Source organism: Citrobacter cronae, from assembly GCF_016893685.1.
GTDB classification, from domain to species: domain Bacteria; phylum Pseudomonadota; class Gammaproteobacteria; order Enterobacterales; family Enterobacteriaceae; genus Citrobacter; species Citrobacter werkmanii.
Genome location: NZ_CP069763.1, coordinates 2,808,004 through 2,831,495 on the forward strand (window position 1 = coordinate 2,808,004; position 23,492 = coordinate 2,831,495).

Consider the following 23,492-nt stretch of genomic DNA (forward strand, 5'->3'; position numbering starts at 1 on the left):
TCAGGCAGGCCTACGGGGGAAATACGTAGGCCTGATAAGCGGAGCGCCATCTGGCGATAAACGCAGAAAAGCAAAAAGCTCGCCGAAGCGAGCTTTTTTAATATGGCTGGGGTACGAGGATTCGAACCTCGGAATGCTGGTATCAGAAACCAGAGCCTTACCGCTTGGCGATACCCCAACGGGCGCACCCACAATGTGGACGACTTTTGAAATTGGCTGGGGTACGAGGATTCGAACCTCGGAATGCCGGAATCAGAATCCGGTGCCTTACCGCTTGGCGATACCCCAACAATATTTTGGCTTTACCGAACGAGTCGATACGTCCTTAATATGGTGGCTACGACGGGATTCGAACCTGTGACCCCATCATTATGAGTGATGTGCTCTAACCAGCTGAGCTACGTAGCCATATATTACTTATTCTTCGATGGCTGGGGTACCTGGATTCGAACCAGGGAATGCCGGTATCAAAAACCGGTGCCTTACCGCTTGGCGATACCCCAATGACCGTTGCGGTGAACCGCTATATCGAAGAAAAAAATGGCTGGGGTACCTGGATTCGAACCAGGGAATGCCGGTATCAAAAACCGGTGCCTTACCGCTTGGCGATACCCCATCCGTGCAACGCTTACGGGTGAATGGTGCGGGAGGCGAGACTTGAACTCGCACACCTTGCGGCGCCAGAACCTAAATCTGGTGCGTCTACCAATTTCGCCACTCCCGCAAAAAAGATGGTGGCTACGACGGGATTCGAACCTGTGACCCCATCATTATGAGTGATGTGCTCTAACCAGCTGAGCTACGTAGCCATCTTTTTTTTCGCGTAACCTTATCGGCGTTGCGGGGCGCATTATGCGTATTGAGCCTTGAAGCGTCAACCCCTTTTTCATTGAAAATAGCTGGAATGTGACTGTTTGGTTAGGTTGCGAACAGCATGGCGCAATATTCGGCAATTATTAGTTATTAATTGTTTTTTTGCACAGAAAACAGACATAAAAAAAGAGCCCCGTAGGGCTCTTTTCTAAGGATTAACTTATTTATAAGCGGACTGATGTACGCCAACCGCACGACCAGAGGGATCGTTCATGGTTTTAAACGCTTCATCCCATTCAATCGCTTTGGCGGAAGAACAGGCTACTGATGGTCCGCCAGGCACGCATTCCGCCGCGCTGGCAACCGGGAACAATTCTTCAAAAATCTCACGGTACAAATACGCTTCTTTAGACGATGGCGTGTTGTAAGGGAAACGGAAGCTGGCGGTTTCCAGTTGTTGGTCAGAAACTTGCTCAGCAGCCACCTCTTTCAAGGTATCGATCCAGCTGTAACCGACACCATCAGAGAACTGCTCCTTCTGACGCCATGCGACGCTGGCAGGCAGGTAAGATTCAAAACATTCGCGCAGCACATGTTTTTCCATTTTACCGTTGCCGCACATTTTATCCTGCGGGTTGATGCGCATCGCCACATCAAGGAATTTCTTATCCAGGAAAGGCACGCGAGCTTCCACACCCCAGGCAGACATCGCTTTGTTGGCGCGGGCGCAGTCGAACATATGCAGCGCCTGCAGCTTACGCACGGTTTCTTCATGCAGCTCTTTCGCGTCTGGCGCTTTGTGGAAATAGAGATAGCCGCCGAATACTTCGTCAGAGCCTTCACCCGACAGCACCATTTTAATGCCCATCGCTTTAATTTTACGCGACATTAAGTACATCGGCGTTGAGGCGCGGATCGTTGTGACATCGTAGGTTTCGATGTGATAAATCACGTCGCGGATAGCATCCAGACCTTCCTGCACGGTGAAGTGGATCTCATGGTGCACGGTACCCAGATGGTTCGCGACCTCTTGCGCGGCTTGCAGATCCGGTGCGCCTTCCAGGCCGACGGCGAAGGAGTGCAACTGCGGCCACCAGGCTTCACTACGTTCCTGATCTTCAACACGGCGCGCCGCGTATTTTTTCGTAATCGCGGAAATGACCGAGGAATCCAGACCACCGGACAGCAGTACACCATAAGGAACATCTGACATCAGATGGCTTTTCACCGCATCTTCCAGCGCCTGACGCAGCTCGTTTTTATCGGTCACGTTGTCTTTTACCGCATCGTAATCAAACCAATCACGCTGATAATACTGACGAATTTCGCCGTCCTTACTCCACAAATAGCTACCGGCCGGGAATTCTTTGATTGTGCGACATACCGGAACCAGGGCTTTCATTTCAGACGCGACGTAGAAGTTACCGTGTTCGTCGTAACCCATATACAGTGGGATGATCCCGATGTGATCGCGACCAATAAGATAAGCGTCCTGTTCGCTGTCGTACAGGGCAAAAGCAAACATGCCTTGTAGGTCATCCAGGAACTCCGGGCCTTTTTCCTGATACAGCGCGAGGATAACTTCGCAGTCTGAACCGGTCTGGAACTGATAGCGATCGCCGTATTCCGCGCGCAGCGCCTGATGGTTATAAATTTCACCGTTAACCGCCAGGATATGCGTTTTCTTCACGTTGTACAGCGGCTGAGCACCGGCATTGACGTCGACGATGGACAGACGTTCGTGCGCCAGAATGGCGTTATCACTGGCGTAAATACCTGACCAGTCCGGGCCGCGATGGCGCATCAGACGAGATAATTCCAGGGCTTTTTTACGCAGTTCAACTGCGTCAGTTTTAATATCGAATACGCCAAAAATAGAACACATAACCTTCTCCGTTAACCTGTTGCGTGATGCTTTTTATGTTTGCTTGATAAAGAAAATGCCGCAAAGCGGGAGAGGGCGCAAGCGAATTACGGTGCGGAAAATAAAAAACGCAATGGTCATTGCTGATTGGTGAAAAAAGATTACGTAATGAGCGCTATTATTGATGAATCAGCAGTGAAAAGATGAATTTATTGAATGGGCGTGTTTTTCAGGCCGGATAACTTGCAGGTATTGTTATCCGGCCAAAGAGATTAAATGACGTCTATCTCAGCAACGGACGGATAAATCCAGCTCGGTCTGAACGGCATGCTGTCGATGTCGTCAAGCGTTGAGACGCCAGACAATACCAGAATGGTTTCCAGACCGGCCTGGAAGCCCGCCAGAATATCGGTACGCAGGTTATCGCCAACGATAACGGTCTCTTCCGAGTGCGCCTGCATTTTGTTGAGCGCCGCGCGAATAATCCACGGACTGGGTTTGCCGACATAAAACGGCTTACGGCCAGAGATTTTCTCGATACCGGCGCACAGTGCACCGCAGGCGGGATAAAAGCCGCGGCCGTGAGTATCCGGGTTTGTGGCGATGAAACGCGCGCCGTTAGCGACAAAATATGCCGCTTTATGCATCATGTCCCAGTTATAGGAGCGCGTCTCGCCAACAATCACAAAATCGGGGTTCACGTCGGTAATGGTAAACCCGGCTTTATACAGCTCATGAATTAACGCGCCTTCACCTACCACGTAGGCTTTTTTCCCTTCCTGGCGACGAAGAAAATCAGCGGTAGCCATGGCGGAAGTATAAAAGACGCTATCGGGGACATTCACTCCCGCGGTGGCGAAGCGGTTTGCCAGATCTTGCCCGGTCTGTGAAGGATAGTTAGTCAGCAGAACTAACGGCAGGCCTTTTTCCAGGATCCCGGTCAGAAATTCTGCCGCACCCGGTACGGCGACATTGTCGTGCATCAGCACGCCGTCGATATCACAAATTACATTCTTAATGGTCATGAACAACCCAGGGAATTAGTTATGAGTCTTATAGTAATCCACTACTATATGAGAGCATTAGTTTTCCAGCAAACGTTGCAGCAATGTCCCGTTGAGCATCGCACGCTTCACCAGCGCAAAGGCGCCAATGGCGGAACGGTGATCCAGCGTGGAACGAACCACCGGTAAATTGTGGCGAAACGCTTTCAACGCCTGCGTGTTGATACAGCTTTCTATTGCAGGCAGCAGCACTTTATCTGCCTCAGTAATTTCGCCTGCAATGACGATTTTTTGTGGGTTAAACAGGTTGATAGCGATGGCGATGGTTTTACCCAAGTGGCGACCAACGTGTTCAATCACTTCTGCTGCCAGGTTATCGCCCTTATTTGCCGCCTTACAGATAGCTTTAATATTGCAATCATCCAGCGTGAGTCGGCTGGGATAACCCTGTTTCAGTAAGTTTTGCACGCGGTGCTCGATAGACGCATTGGCGGCAATGGTTTCCAGACAGCCGAAGTTACCGCAGTGACAGCGCTCACCCAGCGGTTCAACCTGAATGTGACCAATCTCGCCCACGTTGCCATTGCGACCGATGAAAATTCGGCCATTGGAAATAATTCCCGCCCCGGTTCCGCGGTGAACTCGCACTAAAATGGAGTCTTCGCAATCCTGGCTTGCCCCGAAATAGTGCTCGGCCAGCGCCAGGCTGCGGATATCGTGACCGACAAAGCAGGTAACCTTAAAGCGTTTTTCGAGCGCCTCGACCAGCCCCCAGTTTTCGACCTGAATGTGCGGCATATAGCGAATGACGCCGCTTTCAGGATCAACCAGGCCGGGCAAGATGACGGAAATCGCAATCAGCTCGCGGATTTTCCGCTGGCAGCTGTCAATAAAAGTGGCAATGGTGTTGAGCAGCGCATACTCCAGCGTTTCCTGGGTGCGCTCCGGGAGAGGGTAATGCTCTTCGGCGATCACTTTACTGCTCATATCATAGAGCGTGAGCGTCGTGTCGTGACGGCCCAGACGTACGCCAATGGCGTGGAAATTGCGGGTTTCGGTGACGATAGAGATAGCGCGGCGGCCCCCGGTGGAGGCCTGCTGATCGACTTCTTTGATCAGCCCGCGTTCGATCAACTGACGCGTAATTTTGGTTACGCTGGCGGGGGCAAGCTGGCTTTGCTCGGCAATTTGAATACGCGAGATTGGCCCATGCTGGTCAATCAGGCGATAAACCGCCGCGCTGTTAAGCTGTTTTACGAGATCAACATTACCTATTTGAGCTTGTCCGCCTGGTGTCATTCTTTCTCTTACTCAGTAACGACCTCGTTGCCATTAACGATGGTCTTGATGATTTTAAAGTCGTGCGTAAACGCAGTCAGGTTGGCTACTTTGCCTGGCGCGATGCTGCCGAGTCGTTTGTCGACGCCAATGGCGCGAGCAGGGTAGAGCGTTGCCATGCGTAACACTTCGTCGAGAGCGATATTCGCATGTTCGACCAGATTGCGTACGCCTTCAATCATGGTTAATGATGAACCGCTCAATGTACCGTTCTCATCAACGCACAATCCATTCCGGTAGTATATTGTTTTACCAGCGAAAATGAACTGTTCAATATTGGCACCTGCTGGCGCGGTCGCGTCGGTGACCAGGCACAGCTTGTCGCCTTTCAGGCGCTTGGCATTACGGATGTTAACGTAGTCAACATGCAGACCATCAGCGATGATACCGCAATAAATATCGGCTTCGTCAAGAATAGCGCCCGCCAGGCCTGGTTCGCGGCCCGTTATATAAGGCATGGCGTTAAACAGATGCGTTGCAAAGGTAATCCCTGCGCGGAAGCCGATTTTGGCCTCTTTTACCGTCGCATTGGAGTGACCGGCGGAAACCACGATACCTGCATTTACCAGTTTGGTGATGACCTCTACCGGGACCATTTCTGGCGCCAGCGTCACTTTGGTTATCACGTCAGCATTATCGCACAGGAAATCAACCAACGCAGCGTCCGGTTGACGGACAAATCCCGGATTATGGGTGCCTTTTTTCACCAGATTGAGCCACGGACCTTCCAGATGAAGTCCTAATGCCTGATTCGGGTGTTTCGCCAGGTATTCACGCATGACGCGAACGCCTTGTTTCATCAGGTCATCGCTGGTGGTGATAAGCGTAGGCAGATAGTTGGTGCAGCCTGATTTTTCATTGGCTTTCTGCATGATTTCCAGCGTTTCGACGGTCACGGCTTCTGCCGTATCGTTAAACTGTACGCCACCGCAGCCGTTTAGCTGTACATCGATAAAACCGGGGGAAATAATGGCCCCATTCAGTGAGCGCTGTTCAATTCCTGACGGTAACTCAGTCAGTGGGCAAACGCTGTCAATCAGGCCATTGGCGACAACAATCGCATGGTCATCAAGAATTTCGTGACCGGTAAAGATCCGGCCCTGGGTTAAAGCATACATTCCGACCCCCGATTTCAAAAAATGCCGCCCTGCAACTTATCGACAGGGCGGAGACATCAATTACAGACCTTTAATATTTTCCGCTTCTAACTCGTTAAAGTATTTCAGCGTTTTCACTTTCAGTTCCATGGTGGAAGGCTCATCGCACACCACAACGGCTTTTGGATGCAACTGCAGACAGCTGATGGTCCACATGTGGTTAACGTTGCCTTCAACGGCGGCTTGCAGCGCCTGCGCTTTCTGGTGACCCAGTACCAGGATCATCACCTCTTCAGCATCCAACAGGGTGCCCACGCCCACGGTCAGGGCATATTTAGGCACCTGGCTTACGTCGCCGTCAAAGAAGCGTGAGTTAGCAACACGCGTGTCGTGAGTCAGCGTTTTGATGCGGGTACGGGAAGCCAAAGAGGAGGCTGGTTCGTTGAACGCGATGTGACCATCGTTGCCTACACCGCCCATAAACAGGTGGATTTTACCGTAAGAACGGATTTTTTCTTCATACTGACGGCATTCTGCATCAATATCCGGCGCGTTACCATTGAGGAGGTTGATGTTTTCTGCTGGAATATCAACGTGATCAAAGAAGTTACGATGCATGAAGCTGTGATAGCTTTCCGGATGCTCTTTCGGCAGGCCAACATATTCGTCCATATTGAAAGTAACAACATGCTTGAAGCTCACCTGGCCCGCTTTATGCATTTCAACCAATGCCTTATAAGCTGTCAGCGGAGTACCGCCCGTCGGCAGGCCCAGAACGAACGGGCGATCTGCCGTTGGTTTGAACGCGTTAATACGGTTAACGATATGGCGAGCAGCCCATTTGCCGACTTGTTCAGCGGTATTCAGGGGGATCAGTCTCATTCTTCACCTCAAAAGTAAATGTAAGCAATTGGCGGATTGAGTCTCTGTGCAGTATTAAGCGTAACCTGGTTTTGCATCGGTAAGGATCAATCCGTTTCGATTTTTTGAATGATAAAATAAGTTTTCGTAGTTAGCCAGTGAAAGGGAGGGTTAATAACGATATTTGGTGACTGGAATCACAAAAAACACGCGTTTAATTTGCGATACGAATTAAATTTTCACACACTCAGAATGTAGATGAATGGTTAATATCGTTGATCCAGAATCTTGCTGTCAGGAATGGTCGCACAATAAAAATATGGCTTCAAAGAAGCCTAATCGGGGTCTCGTAGGGGGAATAAAATGAATATTTTAGGTTTTTTCCAGCGGCTGGGTAGGGCGTTACAGCTCCCCATCGCTGTGCTGCCAGTCGCGGCACTGTTGCTGCGATTCGGCCAACCAGATTTACTAAACGTACCTTTTATCGCGCAAGCGGGTGGGGCTATCTTCGATAACCTGGCGCTGATTTTCGCTATCGGTGTGGCTTCCAGCTGGTCAAAAGACAGCGCGGGTGCGGCAGCGCTGGCAGGTGCGGTCGGTTATTTCATATTGACCAAAGCAATGGTTACCATTAACCCGGCCATCAATATGGGTGTACTGGCGGGTATCATCACCGGTCTGGTTGGCGGTGCGGTGTATAACCGTTGGTCTGGTATCAAACTGCCTGACTTCCTGAGCTTCTTTGGCGGCAAACGCTTCGTGCCCATCGCCACTGGCTTCTTCTGTCTGGTGCTGGCTGCTATCTTCGGTTACGTGTGGCCGCCGGTGCAGAACGCCATCCATGCGGGTGGTGAGTGGATCGTAGGCGCTGGCGCGTTGGGTTCCGGTATCTTTGGTTTCATCAACCGTCTGCTGATCCCAACCGGTCTGCATCAGGTTCTGAATACCATCGCCTGGTTCCAGATTGGCGAATTTACTAACGCCGCTGGCACCGTTTTCCACGGTGACATCAACCGCTTCTATGCGGGTGACGGCACTGCGGGTATGTTCATGTCTGGTTTCTTCCCGATCATGATGTTTGGTCTGCCGGGTGCGGCGCTGGCGATGTACTTCGCTGCTCCAAAAGCGCGTCGCCCGATGGTTGGCGGCATGCTGCTGTCCGTTGCGATCACCGCGTTCCTGACCGGTGTTACCGAGCCGCTGGAATTCCTGTTCATGTTCCTGGCGCCACTGCTGTATCTCCTGCACGCACTGTTAACCGGTATCAGCCTGTTCGTTGCGACGATGCTGGGGATCCACGCGGGCTTCTCCTTCTCCGCAGGTGCTATCGACTACGTGTTGATGTACAACCTGCCGGCAGCAAGTAAGAACGTCTGGATGCTGGTCGTGATGGGTCTGGTCTTCTTCGTCATCTACTTTGTGTTGTTCAGCGCGGTTATTCGTATGTTTAACCTGAAAACGCCGGGCCGCGAAGATAAAGAAGACGATATCGTTACAGAAGAAGCGAACAGCAATACTGAAGAAGGTCTGGCTCAACTGGCAACCAGCTACATTGCTGCGGTTGGCGGTACCGATAACCTGAAAGCGATTGATGCCTGTATCACCCGTCTGCGTCTGACTGTGGCCGATTCTGGTCGCGTAAACGATGCGATGTGTAAACGCTTAGGCGCATCGGGTGTCGTTAAGCTGAACAAACAAACTATCCAGGTCATCGTAGGTGCGAAAGCGGAATCCATCGGCGACGAAATGAAGAAAGTTGTGGCGCGTGGCCCGGTTGCGGCAGCGTCTGCTGAAAGTGCACCAGCAGCAGCGGCCCCGGTGGCAAAACCGCAGGCTGTAGCGAACGCAGTCACCGTTGAAGCGCTGGTTTCTCCGATTACCGGTGACGTCGTTGCGCTGGAGCAGGTTCCTGATGAAGCCTTCGCCAGCAAAGCGGTAGGCGACGGCGTTGCGGTGAAACCAACAGATAAAATCGTGGTTGCTCCGGCTGCGGGCACTATCGTGAAAATCTTCAACACCAATCATGCGTTCTGTCTGGAAACCGTTAAAGGCGCGGAAATCGTAGTCCATATGGGTATCGATACCGTCGCGCTGGAAGGTAAAGGCTTTAAACGCCTGGTTGAAGAAGGTGCGGAAGTGACGGCGGGTCAACCGATTCTGGAAATGGATCTGGATTTCCTGAACGCCAATGCACGTTCCATGATTAGCCCGGTTGTGTGCAGCAACAGCGATGATTTCGGCGCTCTGGTCATTAAAGCCGAAGGTCATGTGGTTGCCGGTCAGACACCACTGTATGAGATTAAAGGTAAATAACTGCTCCTGAGTAAAGTGAGTTAAATGCCTTAAGCGGCGGGGGATATTCCTCCGCCGCTTTTTTTTGCAGCAATTGGCCCCAATATTTTCGATTGATACATATTTTGCGTAACTAAAGGTTGTCAGTCTGCCTGGCTTATAAGATCATATTCCGTTATACGTTGTTTACGCTTTGAGGAATCCACGATGAGTGAGGCTGAAGCCCGCCCGAGTAACTTTATTCGTCAGATCATCGATGAAGATCTGGTCAGTGGTAAGCACACCACGATCCATACCCGTTTTCCGCCGGAGCCAAATGGCTATCTGCACATTGGCCACGCGAAATCCATTTGTCTGAACTTTGGTATTGCGCAAGATTACCAGGGCCAGTGCAACCTGCGTTTTGATGATACGAACCCGGTTAAAGAAGATATCGAGTACGTTGAGTCGATTAAAAACGACGTTGAATGGTTAGGTTTCCACTGGACTGGCGACATTCGCTACTCGTCGGATTACTTCGATCAGCTTCATGCCTATGCGGTAGAGCTTATTAATAAAGGTCTGGCGTACGTTGACGAACTGTCAGCGGACGAAATTCGCGAATACCGCGGTACGCTGACTCAGCCGGGTAAAAACAGCCCGTTCCGCGATCGCAGCGTCGAAGAGAACCTCGCGCTGTTCGAAAAAATGCGTACCGGTGGCTTTGAAGAAGGTAAAGCCTGCCTGCGCGCGAAAATCGACATGGCGTCGCCGTTTATCGTGATGCGCGATCCGGTGCTGTACCGTATTAAGTTCGCTGAACACCACCAGACCGGCAACAAGTGGTGCATCTATCCGATGTACGACTTTACCCACTGCATCAGCGATGCGCTGGAAGGCATTACCCACTCGCTGTGTACGCTGGAGTTCCAGGATAACCGTCGTCTGTATGACTGGGTGCTGGACAACATCACCATCCCGGTTCACCCGCGTCAGTATGAATTCTCGCGCCTGAATCTGGAATACACCGTGATGTCCAAGCGCAAGCTGAACCTGCTGGTGACCGACAAGCACGTTGAGGGCTGGGACGATCCGCGCATGCCGACCATCTCTGGCCTGCGTCGTCGCGGTTATACCGCGGCCGCTATCCGTGAATTCTGCAAACGCATTGGCGTGACCAAGCAGGACAACACCATTGAGATCGCCTCTCTGGAATCCTGCATTCGTGAAGATCTGAATGAAAACGCGCCGCGCGCGATGGCGGTTATCGATCCGGTGAAACTGGTTATCGAAAACTACCCGCAGGGCGAGAGCGAAATGGTGACCATGCCTAATCATCCGAATAAACCGGAAATGGGCAGCCGTGAAGTGCCGTTCAGCGGTGAAATCTGGATCGATCGCGCTGACTTCCGCGAAGAAGCGAACAAGCAGTACAAGCGTCTGGTGATGGGCAAAGAAGTACGTCTGCGTAATGCTTACGTGATCAAGGCCGAGCGTGTAGAGAAAGATGCGGAAGGGAATATTACCACCATTTTCTGCACTTACGATGCCGATACTCTGAGCAAAGATCCGGCCGATGGTCGTAAAGTAAAAGGTGTTATTCACTGGGTCAGTGCGGCACATGCGTTACCGATTGAAATCCGCCTGTACGATCGTTTGTTTAGCGTACCGAACCCAGGTGCGGCAGAGGACTTCCTGTCCGTGATTAACCCGGAATCCCTGGTGATTAAACACGGCTACGGCGAGCCATCGCTGCAGGCCGCGGTCGCAGGCAAAGCGTTCCAGTTTGAACGTGAAGGTTACTTCTGCCTTGACAGCCGCTACGCTACGGCTGACAAGCTGGTGTTTAACCGCACCGTTGGTCTGCGCGATACGTGGGCTAAAGCGGGCGAATAAGCCGCAACACATCCTGTCTAAACGCCGCTTCATGCGGCGTTTTTTTTACGCCAAAACGTTTTTCAGGCTCCATTTGCGGAGCGAATTAATTACATGCCTGTAATAATGAATCGGCTGAATGTTTTTACCTTTAAATAACTTACCGCAATATGAAATCGGCTGAAACCGATTTCATCCCCATGGAAAACAAGCGGTTTTTTCTTTTTTTCAACGCTTTTTTATCTCCCGATGAAAATGTAACAGAAAGCAATGAAATATGTGCGGTTGCTCATACTATTACATACTCGTTACAGAAAGAGATTGATAATTCGCGTCGCGAAAAATAGTCTATTCATTGTAGTCACTGAGGTTTTCTTAGCACTACTTTTTTAATTTTTGTTTTTTCGCTGACCGCTTTTATCGGCAGCATTTTTATGTCAAAGAGGATTAACATATGCGTACGTTTAGTGGCAAACGTAGTACGCTGGCGCTGGCTATCGCCGGTATCACAGCAATGTCGGGTTTCGTTGTCGCTCCCCAGGCTCACGCCGAAGGTTTCATTGATGACTCCACTTTAACCGGCGGCATCTATTACTGGCAGCGTGAGCGTGACCGTAAAGATGTCACCGATCATGACAAATACAAAACCAACCTTTCTCACTCCACATGGAACGCCAACCTCGACTTCCAGTCCGGTTATGCGGCGGATATGTTTGGTATTGATATTGCAGCATTTACCGCGATTGAAATGAACGAAAGTAGCGAAAGCGGCCATCCAAACGAAATCGCATTCTCTTCAAAAAATAAAGGCTATGACGAAGATTACTCCGGCGATAAGAGCGGAATTAGCCTGTATAAAGCAGCAGCCAAATTTAAATACGGCCCAACCTGGGCACGCGCCGGTTACATTCAACCAACCGGGCAGACGCTATTGGCTCCGCACTGGAGCTTTATGCCTGGTACTTATCAGGGTGCCGAAGCCGGTGCCAACTTCGACTATGGTGATGCCGGCGCACTGAGCTTCTCCTATATGTGGGCCAACGAATATAAAGCGCCGTGGCACACCGAAGTCGATAAATTCTATCAGGCCGATAAAAAGACCAGCGTAGATTACCTGCACTCAATCGGCGCGAAATATGACTTCAAAAATAACCTGATGCTGGAAGCGGCATTTGGTCAGTCTGAAGGCTACGTCGATCAGTACTTCGCGAAAGCCAGCTACAAATTCGATTTAGGCGGTAACCCGTTTACCACCAGTTATCAGTTCTACGGCGCGCGCGACAAAGTTGATGACCGCACCGTGAACGATATTTATGACGGCACGGCCTGGCTGCAGGCGTTGACCTTCGGCTACAAAGTGGCGGAAGTGGTTGACCTGCGACTGGAAGGGACTTGGGTTAAAGCGGACGGGCAGCAGGGGTACTTCCTGCAGCGTATGACCCCGACCTACGCCTCATCAAACGGTCGTCTGGATATCTGGTGGGACAACCGCTCTGACTTCAACGCCAACGGCGAAAAGGCCGTATTCTTCGGTGCAATGTATGACCTGAAGAACTGGAACCTGCCGGGTTGGGCAGTCGGTGCGTCCTACGTTTACGCCTGGGATGCCAAGCCATCTACCTGGCAGCTCAATCCGGATGCGTACTACGACAAAAACCGGACTATCGAAGAGTCTTCTTACAGCCTGGATGCGGTCTATACCCTGCAGGACGGTCGTGCGAAGGGCACCATGTTTAAACTGCACTTCACCCAGTACGACAACCATTCAGACATTCCGAGCTGGGGCGGTGGTTACGGCAACATCTTCCAGGATGAACGCGACGTGAAGTTCATCGTTATTGCTCCGTTCACCATCTTCTAATGCCAACAGCGGCAGACCAGACGTCTGCCGCTCCGTTGAGGAAAGTGCTATGAAAAAACTGATACTCATCGCCATTATGGCATCAGGGCTGGTGGCTTGTGCGCAATCCCCTTCGCCGAAAGAAGACAGTCGCCTGAAAGAAGCCTACAGCGCGTGTATTAACACCGCGCAAGGATCGCCGGAGAAAATTGAAGCCTGCCAAAGCGTGCTGAATGTGTTGAAGAAAGAAAAGCAGCACCAGCAGTTTGCTAATGAAGAAAGCGTACGCGTACTGGATTATCAGCAGTGTATCCAGGCCACGCGCACGGGTAACGATCAGTCCGTTAATGCTGATTGTGACAAGGTCTGGCAGGAAATTCGTAGCAAGAACGCTGCGCAGTAATTCGAAAAATGCTACGGGCGGAGAATTTTCCGCCCGTTTGCTTTTCAGAGCTTATGTTCCACTGGTTGATAGCCCCGACTCAGTCGGACAAACAGCATTGCCGTGGCGGCGAGTCCACAAAGTGCTGCGCACATCAGCCACCATCCAGGTGAGCTTTTATCCCCGGTTAGCTGGACCAGCGCCGTGGATATGACTGGTGTAAGGCCGCCAAAAATCGCCGTGGCAAGACTGAATGCCAGTGAAAAGCCCACCGTACGGACATAGACAGGCATCACCTCGGTGAGTGCCGCGACCATTGCCCCGTTGTACATGCCAAAAAAGAACGAGAACCAAAGCAGGACCAGCGTCATGCGCATGAAGTCTGGCGCGGCGGTGAGCCAGTGCATTACCGGCCAGGTGGTAAGCAGTGCCAGTACGGTAATCCCCATCAATACCGGACGACGACCAATTCGGTCAGATATCGCCCCGCCAATCGGCAGCCAAATAAAGTTAGAAATACCGACCAGCATGGTGACTACCAGGCTATCGCGCGCGCTCAGGTGGAGTACGGCCCTGCCGTAGGTTGGGGTGTAGACGGTAATAAAGTAAAACGTCGTGGTGGTCATCGCTACCAGCAGCGTACCCGCAGCGATCAGACGCCAGTTTTTGATGATAGTGGTGAAAATTTCCCTGGTGTCGGGACGGTGCGTACGTTGTAAAAATGCGTCTGTTTCCTGAAGCGAACGGCGCAGGACGAAGATCAACGGAATAATCATACAACCAATAAAGAACGGAATGCGCCAGCCCCATTCAGAGATCTCATCGTGCCCCAGTGTGGCATTCAGAGCGTAGCCAATCAGCGCCGCCACCACAATGGCGACCTGTTGGCTGGCGGACTGCCAACTGGTGTAGAAACCTTTATTGCCAGGCGTGGCGATTTCAGAAAGATAAACCGAAACGCCTCCCAGCTCTACGCCCGCAGAGAAGCCTTGCAATAATCGACCGACTAATACCAGCACAGGGGCCAGCAGGCCAATGCTTTGGTAACCGGGAACCAGGGCAATCAGCAGGGTACCGCAGCCCATGATCGCCAGCGTCACCATCAGTCCTTTACGGCGACCAATTCTGTCGATGTAAGCACCCAGCACGATTGCGCCAACGGGCCGCATTAAAAAACCCGAACCGAAAACCGCAAAGGTCAACATGAGCCCGGCAAATTCACTCTCCGCGGGGAAGAACGTCTTTGCGATATAGGTGGCGTAAAACCCGAACAGAAAAAAGTCGAACTGTTCGAGAAAATTACCGCTGGTTACCCGCAGTATTGCGCCGAAAGTTCCGGCGCGCGATGGTTGTTGTGTCATTGGGTTTGCTCCACTGTCTTATCATAATATTTATAGAGGTAAGAGTTTGCGGGTTAGTCGCCTGTGACCCCCGCTTGTTTGCCGCGCCGTTTCTCAATCGCCCACTTGAGTAAGGCTGCGCAGCGGTAAAATCCGTGGGCAAATTTTCCGTAAGGAATGGTCAGAAAAAGCGCCATGACCACGCCGAGATGAATGGCCAGTAAAATAGCCATCCATGAGGTGTCTCTTCCCGCCAGCAGCGCCAGACCGGTCAGACTGGTCAGCAGCAGCAGCAAAATAAAACCGCGATCCATCGGTTTTTGCCGTGCGTCGCCGTGTAGCGGTGAGCGTTTAAGATTCAGCCATAGTAAGCCAGCCGGGCCGACAACCAGACCAATGCCGCCCAGCGTGCCCAGCATCACCGGAACGCTGAAGAACGGGTAGGGCGCTTCTATGCCTGCAAAGTAGTGATAGCCTGTTGCCACCACGGTGGCGGCAAAGCAGAGCATAAAACCGTAGAAGGTAAAGTGGTGGAAACGGCGGCGCATCAGGGTGAAAGCATCATCCGCTTCGTTACAACCTTTGCCGTGGCCACCATCGAGATATTTCAGCGTCAGCGCATCGTGTGAGGCTTCAGCAATCTCGGCGGAACGCGGCATACCCGGAGAGATCTCGCGCCAGAAGCGGATCACGCCCGCCATCAGCAAACCGATCGCCAGAATAAAGACCGAACCAAACATCCAGGCCAGCAGGTTATGCGGGAAAATTTGATAGAAATCCCCGGCCAGCGGAGGATGGAATAGTGAACCTTTCAAACCTATAGCGAGGAGTAAAAACAGGATCAGACCGAAAACCAGCGCCAGCGTCACGGTTACGCCCGCGCGACGATAAAGCGCGCCAAAGGCGGCGGGTTGCGCATAATGCTGATAGGTTTCGAGCCGGACCTCCGCCATCGCCTTCGGTACGTTGATGGCAAATTCATGAGGCGGGGCATACTGACACGCGTGCAGGCAAGCGCCGCAGTTATGGCACAAGTTCGCCAGATAGTTGATATCCGCTTTACCGAATTCCAGACGTTGCGTCATCGCCGGGAATACGGCGCAAAAGCCTTCACAATAGCGACAGGCATTGCACACCTGCATCACACGTTCAACTTCAGCTTCCGGTTCGGTGATAATTTGCGCTTCGATGATCAGTTTCTCAAGCTGCTTCATGACGTGTCTCCTTACGTGCGGCCAGCGCGGCTTCTTTTCCGGCAATGCGGCCAAAGGTGGTACCGATCGACATCCCCACGCCTGCGGTGTAGCCCTTGCCCAACACGTTGCCCGCCATCATCTCTCCGGCGACGAACAGGTTACGGCTTGGAAGCCCGGCAAAATGCACAGCGGCGTGTTCGTTCACTTTTAACCCAAGATAAGTGAAGGTGATCCCTGGTCGCAGGGCATAGCCGTAGTATGGCGGCTGGTCCAGTGGTCGCGCCCAGTGCGTTTTCGCGGGTAGCAAATCTTTGGTGGCGCAGTTATCCAGAACGGTGTGGTCGAACTGACCTGGCTGGCAGGCGTTGTTGTATTGCGTCACGGTGTGGGTAAAACGTTCGGCATCCAGTCCTAACTGAAGAGCCAGCTCTGCCAACGTATTGGCCTGCGCGCCGGGAAAGACCGGCGGCATAAAGTGGCCAATAGCTTTACTGTCGATGATGGAGTAGCCAATCTGCCCTGGCTGTTGAGCGACCAGACGTCCCCAGATGGCGTAGCGTTTGGGCCAGAAATCTTCACCTTCATCATAAAAGCGCTCAGCGTCCCGGTTCACCACTATACCGAGCGAGACGCAGTCCACGCGGGTGCAAATCCCGCCGTCATATAATGGCGCTCTGGCATCAATGGCCACGCAGTGTGACTGGGAAGGATCGCCGATAATGTCGGCTCCGGCATCCATCATAAATTTGAGCAGTACGCCCTGGTTAAAGCGCGTGCCGCGAATCAGGAAGTTATCCGCTGGCCATTCGCCGCGCTCGTTCTCTCCCCATGCTTCTCGTAGCCATTCGCGGTTAGACTCAAAACCGCCAGCGGCAAGCACGCAGGATTTAGCGGTGATGCGCTCTTCGCCTGCCAGCGCCGCCACGAACTCGCCATTACGCAGTTCAAGCGCCTGAACCGGGGTGTTATAGCGGATCTGCACTCCCAGCTTTTCTGCGCTGCGATAATAGGCATTCACAAGGGCCTTTCCACCGCCCATAAAAAAGGCGTTGGTTCGCGCCACGTGTAAAGCGCCAGAGAGAGGAGGCTGAAAGTTAACGCCGTGCTGGCGCATCCAGTCGCGGCATTGTGAAGAGGTACGGATCACCAGACGCGCCAGCGCTTCGTTGGTATTCCCTTCCGTGACGCGCCACAGATCTTGCCAGAATTCTTCTTCAGGATAGCTGTCCACCAGCACATCCTGCGGCGCATCATGCATACAACGTAAATTACGCGTGTGTTGGGAGTTTCCTCCGCGCCATTCCCGGGGGGCCGCTTCGAGCAGGAGTACCGAAGCTCCTTGCTCCCGGGCGGTCAAGGCAGCACATAACGCGGCATTACCACCACCAATCACCAGAACATCAACCATCGTATACTCCATTACCATTTAACTATTTGTTAAATTTGTAATTGAAATGTATACGCACAGCTTGTGCGGGCGCTATGATGTGGTGCTAAACGGTACTTTAGTTATTGTAAAGAGTAGCGCCAGGCCAGCTTCCTGCTTCCACCAGTTGATGCATAACTTTCGTCAGCACCACACGGGCGGCAAGGCCTGCCGGGGTAAGTTCATCGTCAGAGAGGCTGACCAGAAAGTTAGGGCGGCTAAGTATCGGATTATAGACGCCGATCACTCTTAGAGTTTCTTTATCGAGATGGGAGATCGCCGCACCGGGCTGAAGAGTGGCGCCAATGCCACTGCGTACGGCGCGCATCAGTAACGCCAGACCATCAATTTCAGTAGCGATCTCAATATTTAGCGCGTGTTCCTGGCAGATGGCATCCAGCCTGCCGCGCAGACCATGTCCCGGGCTTGGCATGATCAATGGAATATTTGCCAACTGGGCTGGAGCAATATTGTCGTCGACAATATCAGCCAATAGGGCATGGGTCCCAATCAAAAACAGCCGTTCTTCAAGAATCGGTCTGGCGCTCCAGCGCAGGATCTTTTCTTTTTGAAACACGACAGCCAGATCAATCTGGCGGGTATTAATCATTCGTTCCAGGTTGCCAGAGAGACTTTCCACCACATGCAGGCGAACATCAGCATAGCTTTCCCGCATGGCGTGAATAAATGGCATACCGAGAACGGAAGCGGTACTGGGGGCCATACCGACGCTGACGTGTCCGGAAAGTCGGGCCTCGCGCGCGGCGAGGATTGCATCGTCTGCATGCCGGAGCGCCAGCTGCGCCTGGGAGTAAAAAGCCAGTCCGGCGCTGGTGGGCGTCACACCGCGCGAGGTGCGTTGAAGCAGACGAATAGCAAGTTCGCTTTCCAGGCGCGTCATTTGCTGACTGAGTGCCGAAACACCGATATTGAGATCGAGCGCCGCGCTACCCATGCTGCCGGTTTCTACAATACGCACAAAATAGCGTAGTTGACGAAGTTCCATTTCAACTCTCCGAATGGCAATTGATTTTTACATTAAAGCAACATTGACGTAGAAGGAAGAGGGGGATGGTCAAATTTGGCCCATAAAAAAAGCCAACCGGATGGTTGGCTTTTCAGAAAGCGTCACATTATTTGCCGTCGTGCGCATGCTCATCTTCGCGGCAATCGCCTTCGGCGCAGTGGCCATAAAGATAGAGGCTATGGTTGGTTAAGCGAATACCATGTTTAGCCGCAATCTCACGCTGACGCGCTTCAATGGAATCATCGCTGAACTCGACCACTTTGCCGCAATCGAGGCAAATGAGGTGATCGTGGTGATGCTGTTGAGTCAGTTCGAAGACGGATTTACCACCTTCAAAATTGTGGCGGGTCACGATACCGGCATCATCAAACTGGTTCAGCACACGATACACGGTCGCCAGACCAATTTCTTCACCCATATCGATCAGGCGTTTGTATAAGTCTTCCGCACTGACGTGATGGTTATCCGGTTCCTGAAGAACTTCCAGAATTTTTAAACGAGGAAGCGTTACTTTCAGGCCAGCCTTCTTTAATGCGGTATTGTTGTCAGTCATGCGGAATCTGTCCTGTAGCTAAACGATTCACTTCATTAACAGAAGTGACAGAAATTGCACTTGAGAAATTGCGTATCATTATAGAACTGCCATGGTTAAATGAAAACAGCAAGTCTCTGGCATATATTGTTAATCAAAACGTGGTATCGCCGACAAACACACTGTGCAACACCCGATTGGCATCCAGCCATTGTACAGGGTCAGACGGAAAAGTTACAAATTTGTAGCAATTATTTTGATTGGTTTTATCTATTGATGCGGCGCAGATGAGGATCTGCGCCGCGCGAAATCAGGCATTGATGATTTCGTCGAGGTGCAGTTCTTCTGAGATCTGCTTAACCCATTTTTCTACGCGTTCAGCGGTCAGCTCCGGCTGGCGATCTTCATCGATAGCCAGACCGACAAAGTGGTCGTCGTCAGCCAGGCCTTTGGACGCTTCAAAGTGATAACCCGCCGTTGGCCAGTGACCGACGATGGTGGCGCCGCGTGGCTCAATGATGTCGCGAATTGTGCCTAACGCATCGCAGAAATATTCTGCGTAATCTTCCTGGTCGCCGCAGCCGAACAATGCAACCAGTTTGCCGTTAAAATCAATGTCTTCGAGGGTAGGGAAGAAATCGTCCCAGTCACACTGCGCTTCACCGTAGTACCAGGTTGGAATGCCGAGCAGCAGAATGTCATACCCTTCCAGGTCTTCTTTGCTGCTTTTTGCAATGTCATGTACATCGGCAACGTCTTTACCAAGCTGTTTTTGAATCATTTTTGCGATGTTTTCGGTATTACCGGTGTCGCTGCCGAAAAAGATGCCAGTGATTGCCATGAGTAAAATAACCTCTTGAAACTTATTGAAATGGTGGTGGCGCATTGCCCACGGATAAGGGCAATCATAGCAGAACAGTCAGGCATGCGGAAACAGCAAACACGCGGGACTGCACTCTGTGCTACACGATTTATGATTTAGAGCAGAAATTCAGACTATGCCTGACCGCGCAATGCGGTGAGTTGGGTCATCAGCATCTCTTCGATGAGTTCACTGCGACTCATGTTGCGCGCCTCGGCCAGCTCGTTTAACGCGTCAACGGCATCAGCGTTCAGTTTCAGTTCGACACGCTTAAGCCCGCGAACTTTGTCACGTTTAAGCTGATTACGTTTATTTATACGTAACTGTTCATCACGCGAGAGCGGATTAGTTTTGGGTCGTCCCGGGCGACGCTCCTGCGCGAACAGATCTAATGTCGTACGGTCCGTTTGTTCTTTGGCCATGATCTTGGTGACTTCGGGGAAACAATCAGCCAGGCGTCCGCCCGGATGGATAGCGCGCCATAATACATCAGCAGGAGAGGCACGCCAACGCCCACGCGCGTAATCGCGCACGGACGCTGAGTTTTTAATCAGTTAGCCGGTTCGTTCAGATAACGACGGATGGCCCGCAGCACTGCTTCAGGTTTTTCCGCATGTACCCAATGCCCCGCGCCTGCAATAACGTGCGCCCGAGCCTGCGGGAATTGTGCCAGTAGCTGCTCGCGATACGCTTCGGTGACATAAGGGGAGTTACCGCCTGGAATAAACAATGCCGGGTGCTCCCATGCCGGGATGGTTTGCCAACCGACGATAGTGGGATATTGATCCCACAACACGGGAACGTTAAAGCGCCACTCGCCGTCAACAAAGGATTTCAGCAGAAACTGAATAACACCCTCCTCTTGCAGATGCTGGCGCATGACGCTTGCCGCTTGCTGGCGCGAGGACGCTTGTGCCTCGGTTACGGCATTGATTGCCGCAAAAATCTCATCGTGACGGCGCACATGATAGTCAACCGGTGCAATATCAATAGCCACCAGCCGATCAATACGATCAGGGGCCAACGCGGTTAACGCCATGACGGCTTTTCCCCCCATCGAGTGACCAATAAAGATCGCTTTTTCGATCTGTCGATCGTCCAGCGTATCCACCAGGTCTTGCGCCATGGCCGCATAATTCATTTCAGGCGATCGGGGCGAGAGGCCATGATTTCGCATATCAACCTGGATGATATCGTGATCGGCCACCAGGGAGCGTGCCAGGATCCCCAGGTTATCCAGGCTACCAAACAGGCCGTGAACCAGGACGATGGGAGAATTATTGTGCAGGTTTTGCGCAGATTGCGCTCGGATATTCAATTTCATGGCAAAGTTCTTTTTTTCACACTCACGGGTTAGGGTATCATGTTGACCATTCTGCCACAGGGCTGCAACAACTACGGTTACTCCGAGTTTTATCAGCCACCAGGCTTGACGCTATCCGCTGTTGGGATTTGCCTTTACACTACGCGTGTTAACCCAACAACTTGTATTCAGCTAAACACTGCACTGGATTAAGATGAAAACGATTGAAGTTGATGATGAACTCTATAGCTATATTGCCAGCCATACCAAGCATATCGGCGAGAGCGCATCCGACATTTTACGGCGTATGTTGAAATTTTCCGCCGCAGCACAGCCTGTCACTCCGGTAGTAAAAGAAGTCCGCGCTGTGCAACCTGTCGTGGAAGCTAAGCCGGTTAACCCCGTAAAAGATAAAGTGCGCGCGATGCGTGAACTGCTGTTGTCCGATGAATATGCGGAACAGAAGAAAGCAGTAAATCGCTTTATGCTGGTGCTGTCTACACTCTATTCTCTGGATCAAAACGCATTCGCCGAAGCAACGGATTCGTTGCATGGCCGGACGCGCGTTTATTTTGCGGCAGATGAACAGACGCTGCTGAAAAATGGTAATCAAACCAAACCGAAACACGTGCCAGGCACGCCGTACTGGGTGATCACCAATACCAACACCGGCCGTAAATGCAGCATGGTGGAGTACATCATGCAGTCAATGCAATTCCCTGCGGAATTGATTGAAAAGGTTTGCGGAACAATTTAATCCTTGCATTAGAAGGACCAGGCAATGGCAATCCACAACCGTGCAGGTCAACCTGCGCAACAGAGTGATTTGATTAACGTCGCCCAACTGACGGCACAGTACTATGTACTGAAACCAACGGCAGGGAACGCTGAGCACGCCGTCAAGTTCGGTACGTCCGGGCATCGCGGCAGTGCAGGTCGTCATAGTTTTAACGAGCCGCATATTCTGGCTATCGCCCAGGCGATTGCTGAAGAACGTGCGAAAAACGGGATTACTGGCCCGTGCTTTGTGGGCAAGGATACCCACGCGCTGTCTGAACCGGCTTTTATCTCTGTGCTGGAAGTGCTGGCGGCGAATGGCGTTGATGTCATCGTGCAGGAAAACAACGGCTTTACGCCAACCCCTGCCGTGTCGAATGCCATCCTGGTCCACAACAAAAAAGGCGGCCCGCTGGCTGATGGCATTGTGATCACGCCGTCCCACAACCCGCCGGAAGATGGTGGCATTAAATACAACCCGCCAAACGGTGGTCCGGCAGATACCAACGTCACCAAAGTGGTGGAAGACAGGGCTAACACGTTGCTGGCTGACGGTCTGCAAGGCGTGAAGCGTATGTCGCTGGACGCGGCGCTGGCATCGGGTCATGTGAAAGAGCAGGACCTGGTTCAGCCGTTTGTGGAAGGACTGGCGGATATCGTCGACATGGCGGCGATCCAGAAAGCGGGTCTGACGCTGGGTGTTGATCCGTTGGGCGGTTCCGGTATCGAGTACTGGAAGCGTATTGCGAAGCACTACAACCTGAACCTGACTATCGTTAACGACCACGTTGATCAGACTTTCCGCTTTATGCATCTCGATAAAGACGGCGCAATCCGTATGGACTGCTCCTCCGAGTGCGCGATGGCGGGTCTGCTGGCGCTGCGTGACAAGTTCGATCTGGCCTTTGCCAACGATCCGGACTATGACCGTCACGGTATCGTCACCCCGGCGGGGCTGATGAACCCGAACCACTACCTGGCGGTGGCGATCAATTACCTGTTCCAGCATCGCCCACAGTGGGGCAAAGATGTTGCCGTCGGTAAGACGCTGGTTTCCTCGGCAATGATTGACCGCGTGGTCAACGATCTGGGTCGTAAGCTGGTGGAAGTGCCGGTCGGTTTTAAATGGTTTGTTGACGGTCTGTTCGATGGCAGCTTTGGCTTTGGTGGTGAAGAGAGCGCGGGCGCTTCTTTCCTGCGTTTCGACGGTACACCGTGGTCGACCGACAAAGACGGCATCATCATGTGCCTGCTGGCGGCAGAAATTACCGCAGTGACCGGTAAGAACCCGCAAGAACACTACAACGAACTGGCTGCTCGCTTCGGCGCGCCGAGCTACAATCGTTTGCAGGCGAGCGCGACCTCCGCGCAGAAAGCGGCGCTGTCTAAGCTGTCTCCGGAAATGGTAAGCGCCAGCACGCTGGCGGGCGACCCGATCACCGCACGTCTGACCGCGGCACCTGGCAATGGTGCTTCCATTGGCGGTCTGAAAGTGATGACTGACAACGGCTGGTTTGCCGCGCGTCCGTCAGGCACAGAAGACGCTTACAAGATCTATTGCGAAAGCTTCCTCGGTGAAGAACACCGCAAACAGATCGAAAAAGAAGCGGTTGAGATCGTCAGCGAAGTGTTGAAAAACGCGTAAACCCCAGGCCGGATAAGACGCTAACGTCACCATCCGGCA

19 protein-coding genes and 7 tRNA genes are annotated in these 23,492 nt (G+C 52.2%); 6 read left to right on the forward strand and 20 right to left on the reverse strand.

Annotation, left to right across the window (positions count from 1 at the left end; all coding sequences use genetic code 11):
* Positions 1-103: 103 nt before the first annotated feature.
* The 12 genes from JSN25_RS11940 to nagB all read right to left on the reverse strand — a co-directional run bounded on the left by JSN25_RS11940 (position 104) and on the right by nagB (position 6,998).
* Positions 104-178: transfer RNA gene (locus tag JSN25_RS11940), tRNA-Gln, on the reverse strand.
* 35 nt (positions 179-213) lie between these two features.
* Positions 214-288, reverse strand: a tRNA-Gln gene (locus tag JSN25_RS11945).
* A gap of 43 nt (positions 289-331) precedes the next feature.
* Positions 332-408, reverse strand: a tRNA-Met gene (locus tag JSN25_RS11950).
* A gap of 20 nt (positions 409-428) precedes the next feature.
* Positions 429-503: transfer RNA gene (locus tag JSN25_RS11955), tRNA-Gln, on the reverse strand.
* A 38-nt stretch (positions 504-541) separates the two neighbouring features.
* Positions 542-616, reverse strand: a tRNA-Gln gene (locus JSN25_RS11960).
* A 23-nt stretch (positions 617-639) separates the two neighbouring features.
* A tRNA-Leu gene (locus JSN25_RS11965) sits at positions 640-724 on the reverse strand.
* Between the two features lie 8 nt (positions 725-732).
* Positions 733-809: transfer RNA gene (locus tag JSN25_RS11970), tRNA-Met, on the reverse strand.
* Positions 810-1,033: 224 nt separating this feature from the next.
* Positions 1,034-2,698 (reverse strand): asparagine synthase B, encoded by a 1,665-nt coding sequence (gene asnB / locus JSN25_RS11975; RefSeq protein ID WP_038638793.1) that lies wholly within the window; start codon positions 2,696-2,698, stop codon positions 1,034-1,036.
* Positions 2,699-2,949: 251 nt separating this feature from the next.
* The gene (nagD, locus tag JSN25_RS11980; protein ID WP_038638796.1) at positions 2,950-3,702 is read right to left on the reverse strand and encodes a ribonucleotide monophosphatase NagD; all 753 of its coding nucleotides are present in this window, start codon (positions 3,700-3,702) and stop codon (positions 2,950-2,952) included.
* 57 nt (positions 3,703-3,759) lie between these two features.
* Positions 3,760-4,980: a DNA-binding transcriptional regulator NagC gene (nagC, locus tag JSN25_RS11985; protein WP_160955894.1), complete on the reverse strand. Its 1,221-nt coding sequence runs from the start codon at positions 4,978-4,980 to the stop codon at positions 3,760-3,762.
* An 8-nt stretch (positions 4,981-4,988) separates the two neighbouring features.
* The gene (gene nagA, locus JSN25_RS11990; RefSeq protein ID WP_085047510.1) at positions 4,989-6,137 is read right to left on the reverse strand and encodes an N-acetylglucosamine-6-phosphate deacetylase; all 1,149 of its coding nucleotides are present in this window, start codon (positions 6,135-6,137) and stop codon (positions 4,989-4,991) included.
* 60 nt (positions 6,138-6,197) lie between these two features.
* The gene (nagB, locus tag JSN25_RS11995) at positions 6,198-6,998 is read right to left on the reverse strand and encodes a glucosamine-6-phosphate deaminase (RefSeq protein ID WP_003022803.1); all 801 of its coding nucleotides are present in this window, start codon (positions 6,996-6,998) and stop codon (positions 6,198-6,200) included.
* 342 nt (positions 6,999-7,340) lie between these two features.
* Between nagB and nagE the strand changes: the two genes are divergently transcribed.
* The 4 genes from nagE to JSN25_RS12015 all read left to right on the forward strand — a co-directional run bounded on the left by nagE (position 7,341) and on the right by JSN25_RS12015 (position 13,366).
* Positions 7,341-9,290, forward strand: a complete 1,950-nt coding sequence (nagE, locus tag JSN25_RS12000) for a PTS N-acetyl glucosamine transporter subunit IIABC (RefSeq protein WP_085047508.1) — start codon at positions 7,341-7,343, stop codon at positions 9,288-9,290.
* A gap of 186 nt (positions 9,291-9,476) precedes the next feature.
* Positions 9,477-11,144: a glutamine--tRNA ligase gene (gene glnS, locus JSN25_RS12005; protein ID WP_204524958.1), complete on the forward strand. Its 1,668-nt coding sequence runs from the start codon at positions 9,477-9,479 to the stop codon at positions 11,142-11,144.
* Between the two features lie 433 nt (positions 11,145-11,577).
* Positions 11,578-12,984: a chitoporin ChiP gene (gene chiP, locus JSN25_RS12010; protein WP_204524959.1), complete on the forward strand. Its 1,407-nt coding sequence runs from the start codon at positions 11,578-11,580 to the stop codon at positions 12,982-12,984.
* Between the two features lie 49 nt (positions 12,985-13,033).
* A complete protein-coding gene (locus JSN25_RS12015; RefSeq protein WP_038638809.1) occupies positions 13,034-13,366 on the forward strand; it encodes a ChiQ/YbfN family lipoprotein in 333 nt (110 codons plus the stop codon).
* Positions 13,367-13,410: 44 nt separating this feature from the next.
* Here the strand turns inward: JSN25_RS12015 and tcuC are convergent, their stop codons facing one another.
* From tcuC to ybfF, 8 genes are all read right to left on the reverse strand, one after another.
* Positions 13,411-14,706, reverse strand: a complete 1,296-nt coding sequence (gene tcuC / locus JSN25_RS12020) for an MFS transporter (protein WP_038638812.1) — start codon at positions 14,704-14,706, stop codon at positions 13,411-13,413.
* Positions 14,707-14,759: 53 nt separating this feature from the next.
* Positions 14,760-15,899, reverse strand: a complete 1,140-nt coding sequence (gene tcuB, locus JSN25_RS12025; RefSeq protein WP_042309776.1) for a tricarballylate utilization 4Fe-4S protein TcuB — start codon at positions 15,897-15,899, stop codon at positions 14,760-14,762.
* Positions 15,886-17,289 (reverse strand): FAD-dependent tricarballylate dehydrogenase TcuA, encoded by a 1,404-nt coding sequence (tcuA, locus tag JSN25_RS12030; RefSeq protein WP_137351029.1) that lies wholly within the window; start codon positions 17,287-17,289, stop codon positions 15,886-15,888. Before tcuA ends, tcuB begins: the two co-directional genes overlap by 14 nt.
* Before the next feature lie 97 nt (positions 17,290-17,386).
* Entirely contained in the window at positions 17,387-18,313 is a 927-nt protein-coding gene (gene tcuR, locus JSN25_RS12035) for a tricarballylate utilization LysR family transcriptional regulator TcuR (RefSeq protein WP_038638820.1), read from the reverse strand.
* A gap of 127 nt (positions 18,314-18,440) precedes the next feature.
* Positions 18,441-18,887, reverse strand: coding sequence for a ferric iron uptake transcriptional regulator (fur, locus tag JSN25_RS12040; RefSeq protein WP_003022836.1), 447 nt, complete (start codon positions 18,885-18,887; stop codon positions 18,441-18,443).
* 289 nt (positions 18,888-19,176) lie between these two features.
* Complete coding sequence (gene fldA, locus JSN25_RS12045; protein WP_003022839.1) at positions 19,177-19,707, reverse strand: flavodoxin FldA; 531 nt, start codon at positions 19,705-19,707, stop codon at positions 19,177-19,179.
* A gap of 155 nt (positions 19,708-19,862) precedes the next feature.
* On the reverse strand, positions 19,863-20,150 hold the full coding sequence (ybfE, locus tag JSN25_RS12050) for a LexA regulated protein (protein ID WP_042310165.1): 288 nt from the start codon (positions 20,148-20,150) through the stop codon (positions 19,863-19,865).
* Positions 20,151-20,278: 128 nt separating this feature from the next.
* Positions 20,279-21,052 (reverse strand): esterase, encoded by a 774-nt coding sequence (ybfF, locus tag JSN25_RS12055; RefSeq protein ID WP_160955891.1) that lies wholly within the window; start codon positions 21,050-21,052, stop codon positions 20,279-20,281.
* 193 nt (positions 21,053-21,245) lie between these two features.
* On the opposite strand from ybfF, the gene seqA reads away from it, so the two are divergent.
* Positions 21,246-21,788 carry a replication initiation negative regulator SeqA gene (gene seqA, locus JSN25_RS12060; RefSeq protein WP_204524960.1) on the forward strand — a complete coding sequence of 181 codons (543 nt, stop codon included), beginning with the start codon at positions 21,246-21,248 and terminating at the stop codon, positions 21,786-21,788.
* A gap of 24 nt (positions 21,789-21,812) precedes the next feature.
* A complete protein-coding gene (pgm, locus tag JSN25_RS12065) occupies positions 21,813-23,453 on the forward strand; it encodes a phosphoglucomutase (alpha-D-glucose-1,6-bisphosphate-dependent) (protein WP_204524961.1) in 1,641 nt (546 codons plus the stop codon).
* The last annotated feature ends 39 nt before the right edge of the window (positions 23,454-23,492 follow it).

Coding starts and splice junctions, on each gene's coding strand:
- nagD (WP_038638796.1), bottom strand. CDS start 3,702: ATGACCATTAAGAATGTAATTTGTGATATCGACGGCGTGCTGATGCAC.
- nagB (WP_003022803.1), bottom strand. CDS start 6,998: ATGAGACTGATCCCCCTGAATACCGCTGAACAAGTCGGCAAATGGGCT.
- nagC (WP_160955894.1), bottom strand. CDS start 4,980: ATGACACCAGGCGGACAAGCTCAAATAGGTAATGTTGATCTCGTAAAA.
- chiP (WP_204524959.1), top strand. CDS start 11,578: ATGCGTACGTTTAGTGGCAAACGTAGTACGCTGGCGCTGGCTATCGCC.
- pgm (WP_204524961.1), top strand. CDS start 21,813: ATGGCAATCCACAACCGTGCAGGTCAACCTGCGCAACAGAGTGATTTG.
- glnS (WP_204524958.1), top strand. CDS start 9,477: ATGAGTGAGGCTGAAGCCCGCCCGAGTAACTTTATTCGTCAGATCATC.
- tcuR (WP_038638820.1), bottom strand. CDS start 18,313: ATGGAACTTCGTCAACTACGCTATTTTGTGCGTATTGTAGAAACCGGC.
- ybfE (WP_042310165.1), bottom strand. CDS start 20,150: ATGGCCAAAGAACAAACGGACCGTACGACATTAGATCTGTTCGCGCAG.
- asnB (WP_038638793.1), bottom strand. CDS start 2,698: ATGTGTTCTATTTTTGGCGTATTCGATATTAAAACTGACGCAGTTGAA.
- JSN25_RS12015 (WP_038638809.1), top strand. CDS start 13,034: ATGAAAAAACTGATACTCATCGCCATTATGGCATCAGGGCTGGTGGCT.
- nagA (WP_085047510.1), bottom strand. CDS start 6,137: ATGTATGCTTTAACCCAGGGCCGGATCTTTACCGGTCACGAAATTCTT.
- tcuB (WP_042309776.1), bottom strand. CDS start 15,899: ATGAAGCAGCTTGAGAAACTGATCATCGAAGCGCAAATTATCACCGAA.
- tcuA (WP_137351029.1), bottom strand. CDS start 17,289: ATGGTTGATGTTCTGGTGATTGGTGGTGGTAATGCCGCGTTATGTGCT.
- seqA (WP_204524960.1), top strand. CDS start 21,246: ATGAAAACGATTGAAGTTGATGATGAACTCTATAGCTATATTGCCAGC.
- tcuC (WP_038638812.1), bottom strand. CDS start 14,706: ATGACACAACAACCATCGCGCGCCGGAACTTTCGGCGCAATACTGCGG.
- fur (WP_003022836.1), bottom strand. CDS start 18,887: ATGACTGACAACAATACCGCATTAAAGAAGGCTGGCCTGAAAGTAACG.
- nagE (WP_085047508.1), top strand. CDS start 7,341: ATGAATATTTTAGGTTTTTTCCAGCGGCTGGGTAGGGCGTTACAGCTC.
- ybfF (WP_160955891.1), bottom strand. CDS start 21,052: ATGAAATTGAATATCCGAGCGCAATCTGCGCAAAACCTGCACAATAAT.
- fldA (WP_003022839.1), bottom strand. CDS start 19,707: ATGGCAATCACTGGCATCTTTTTCGGCAGCGACACCGGTAATACCGAA.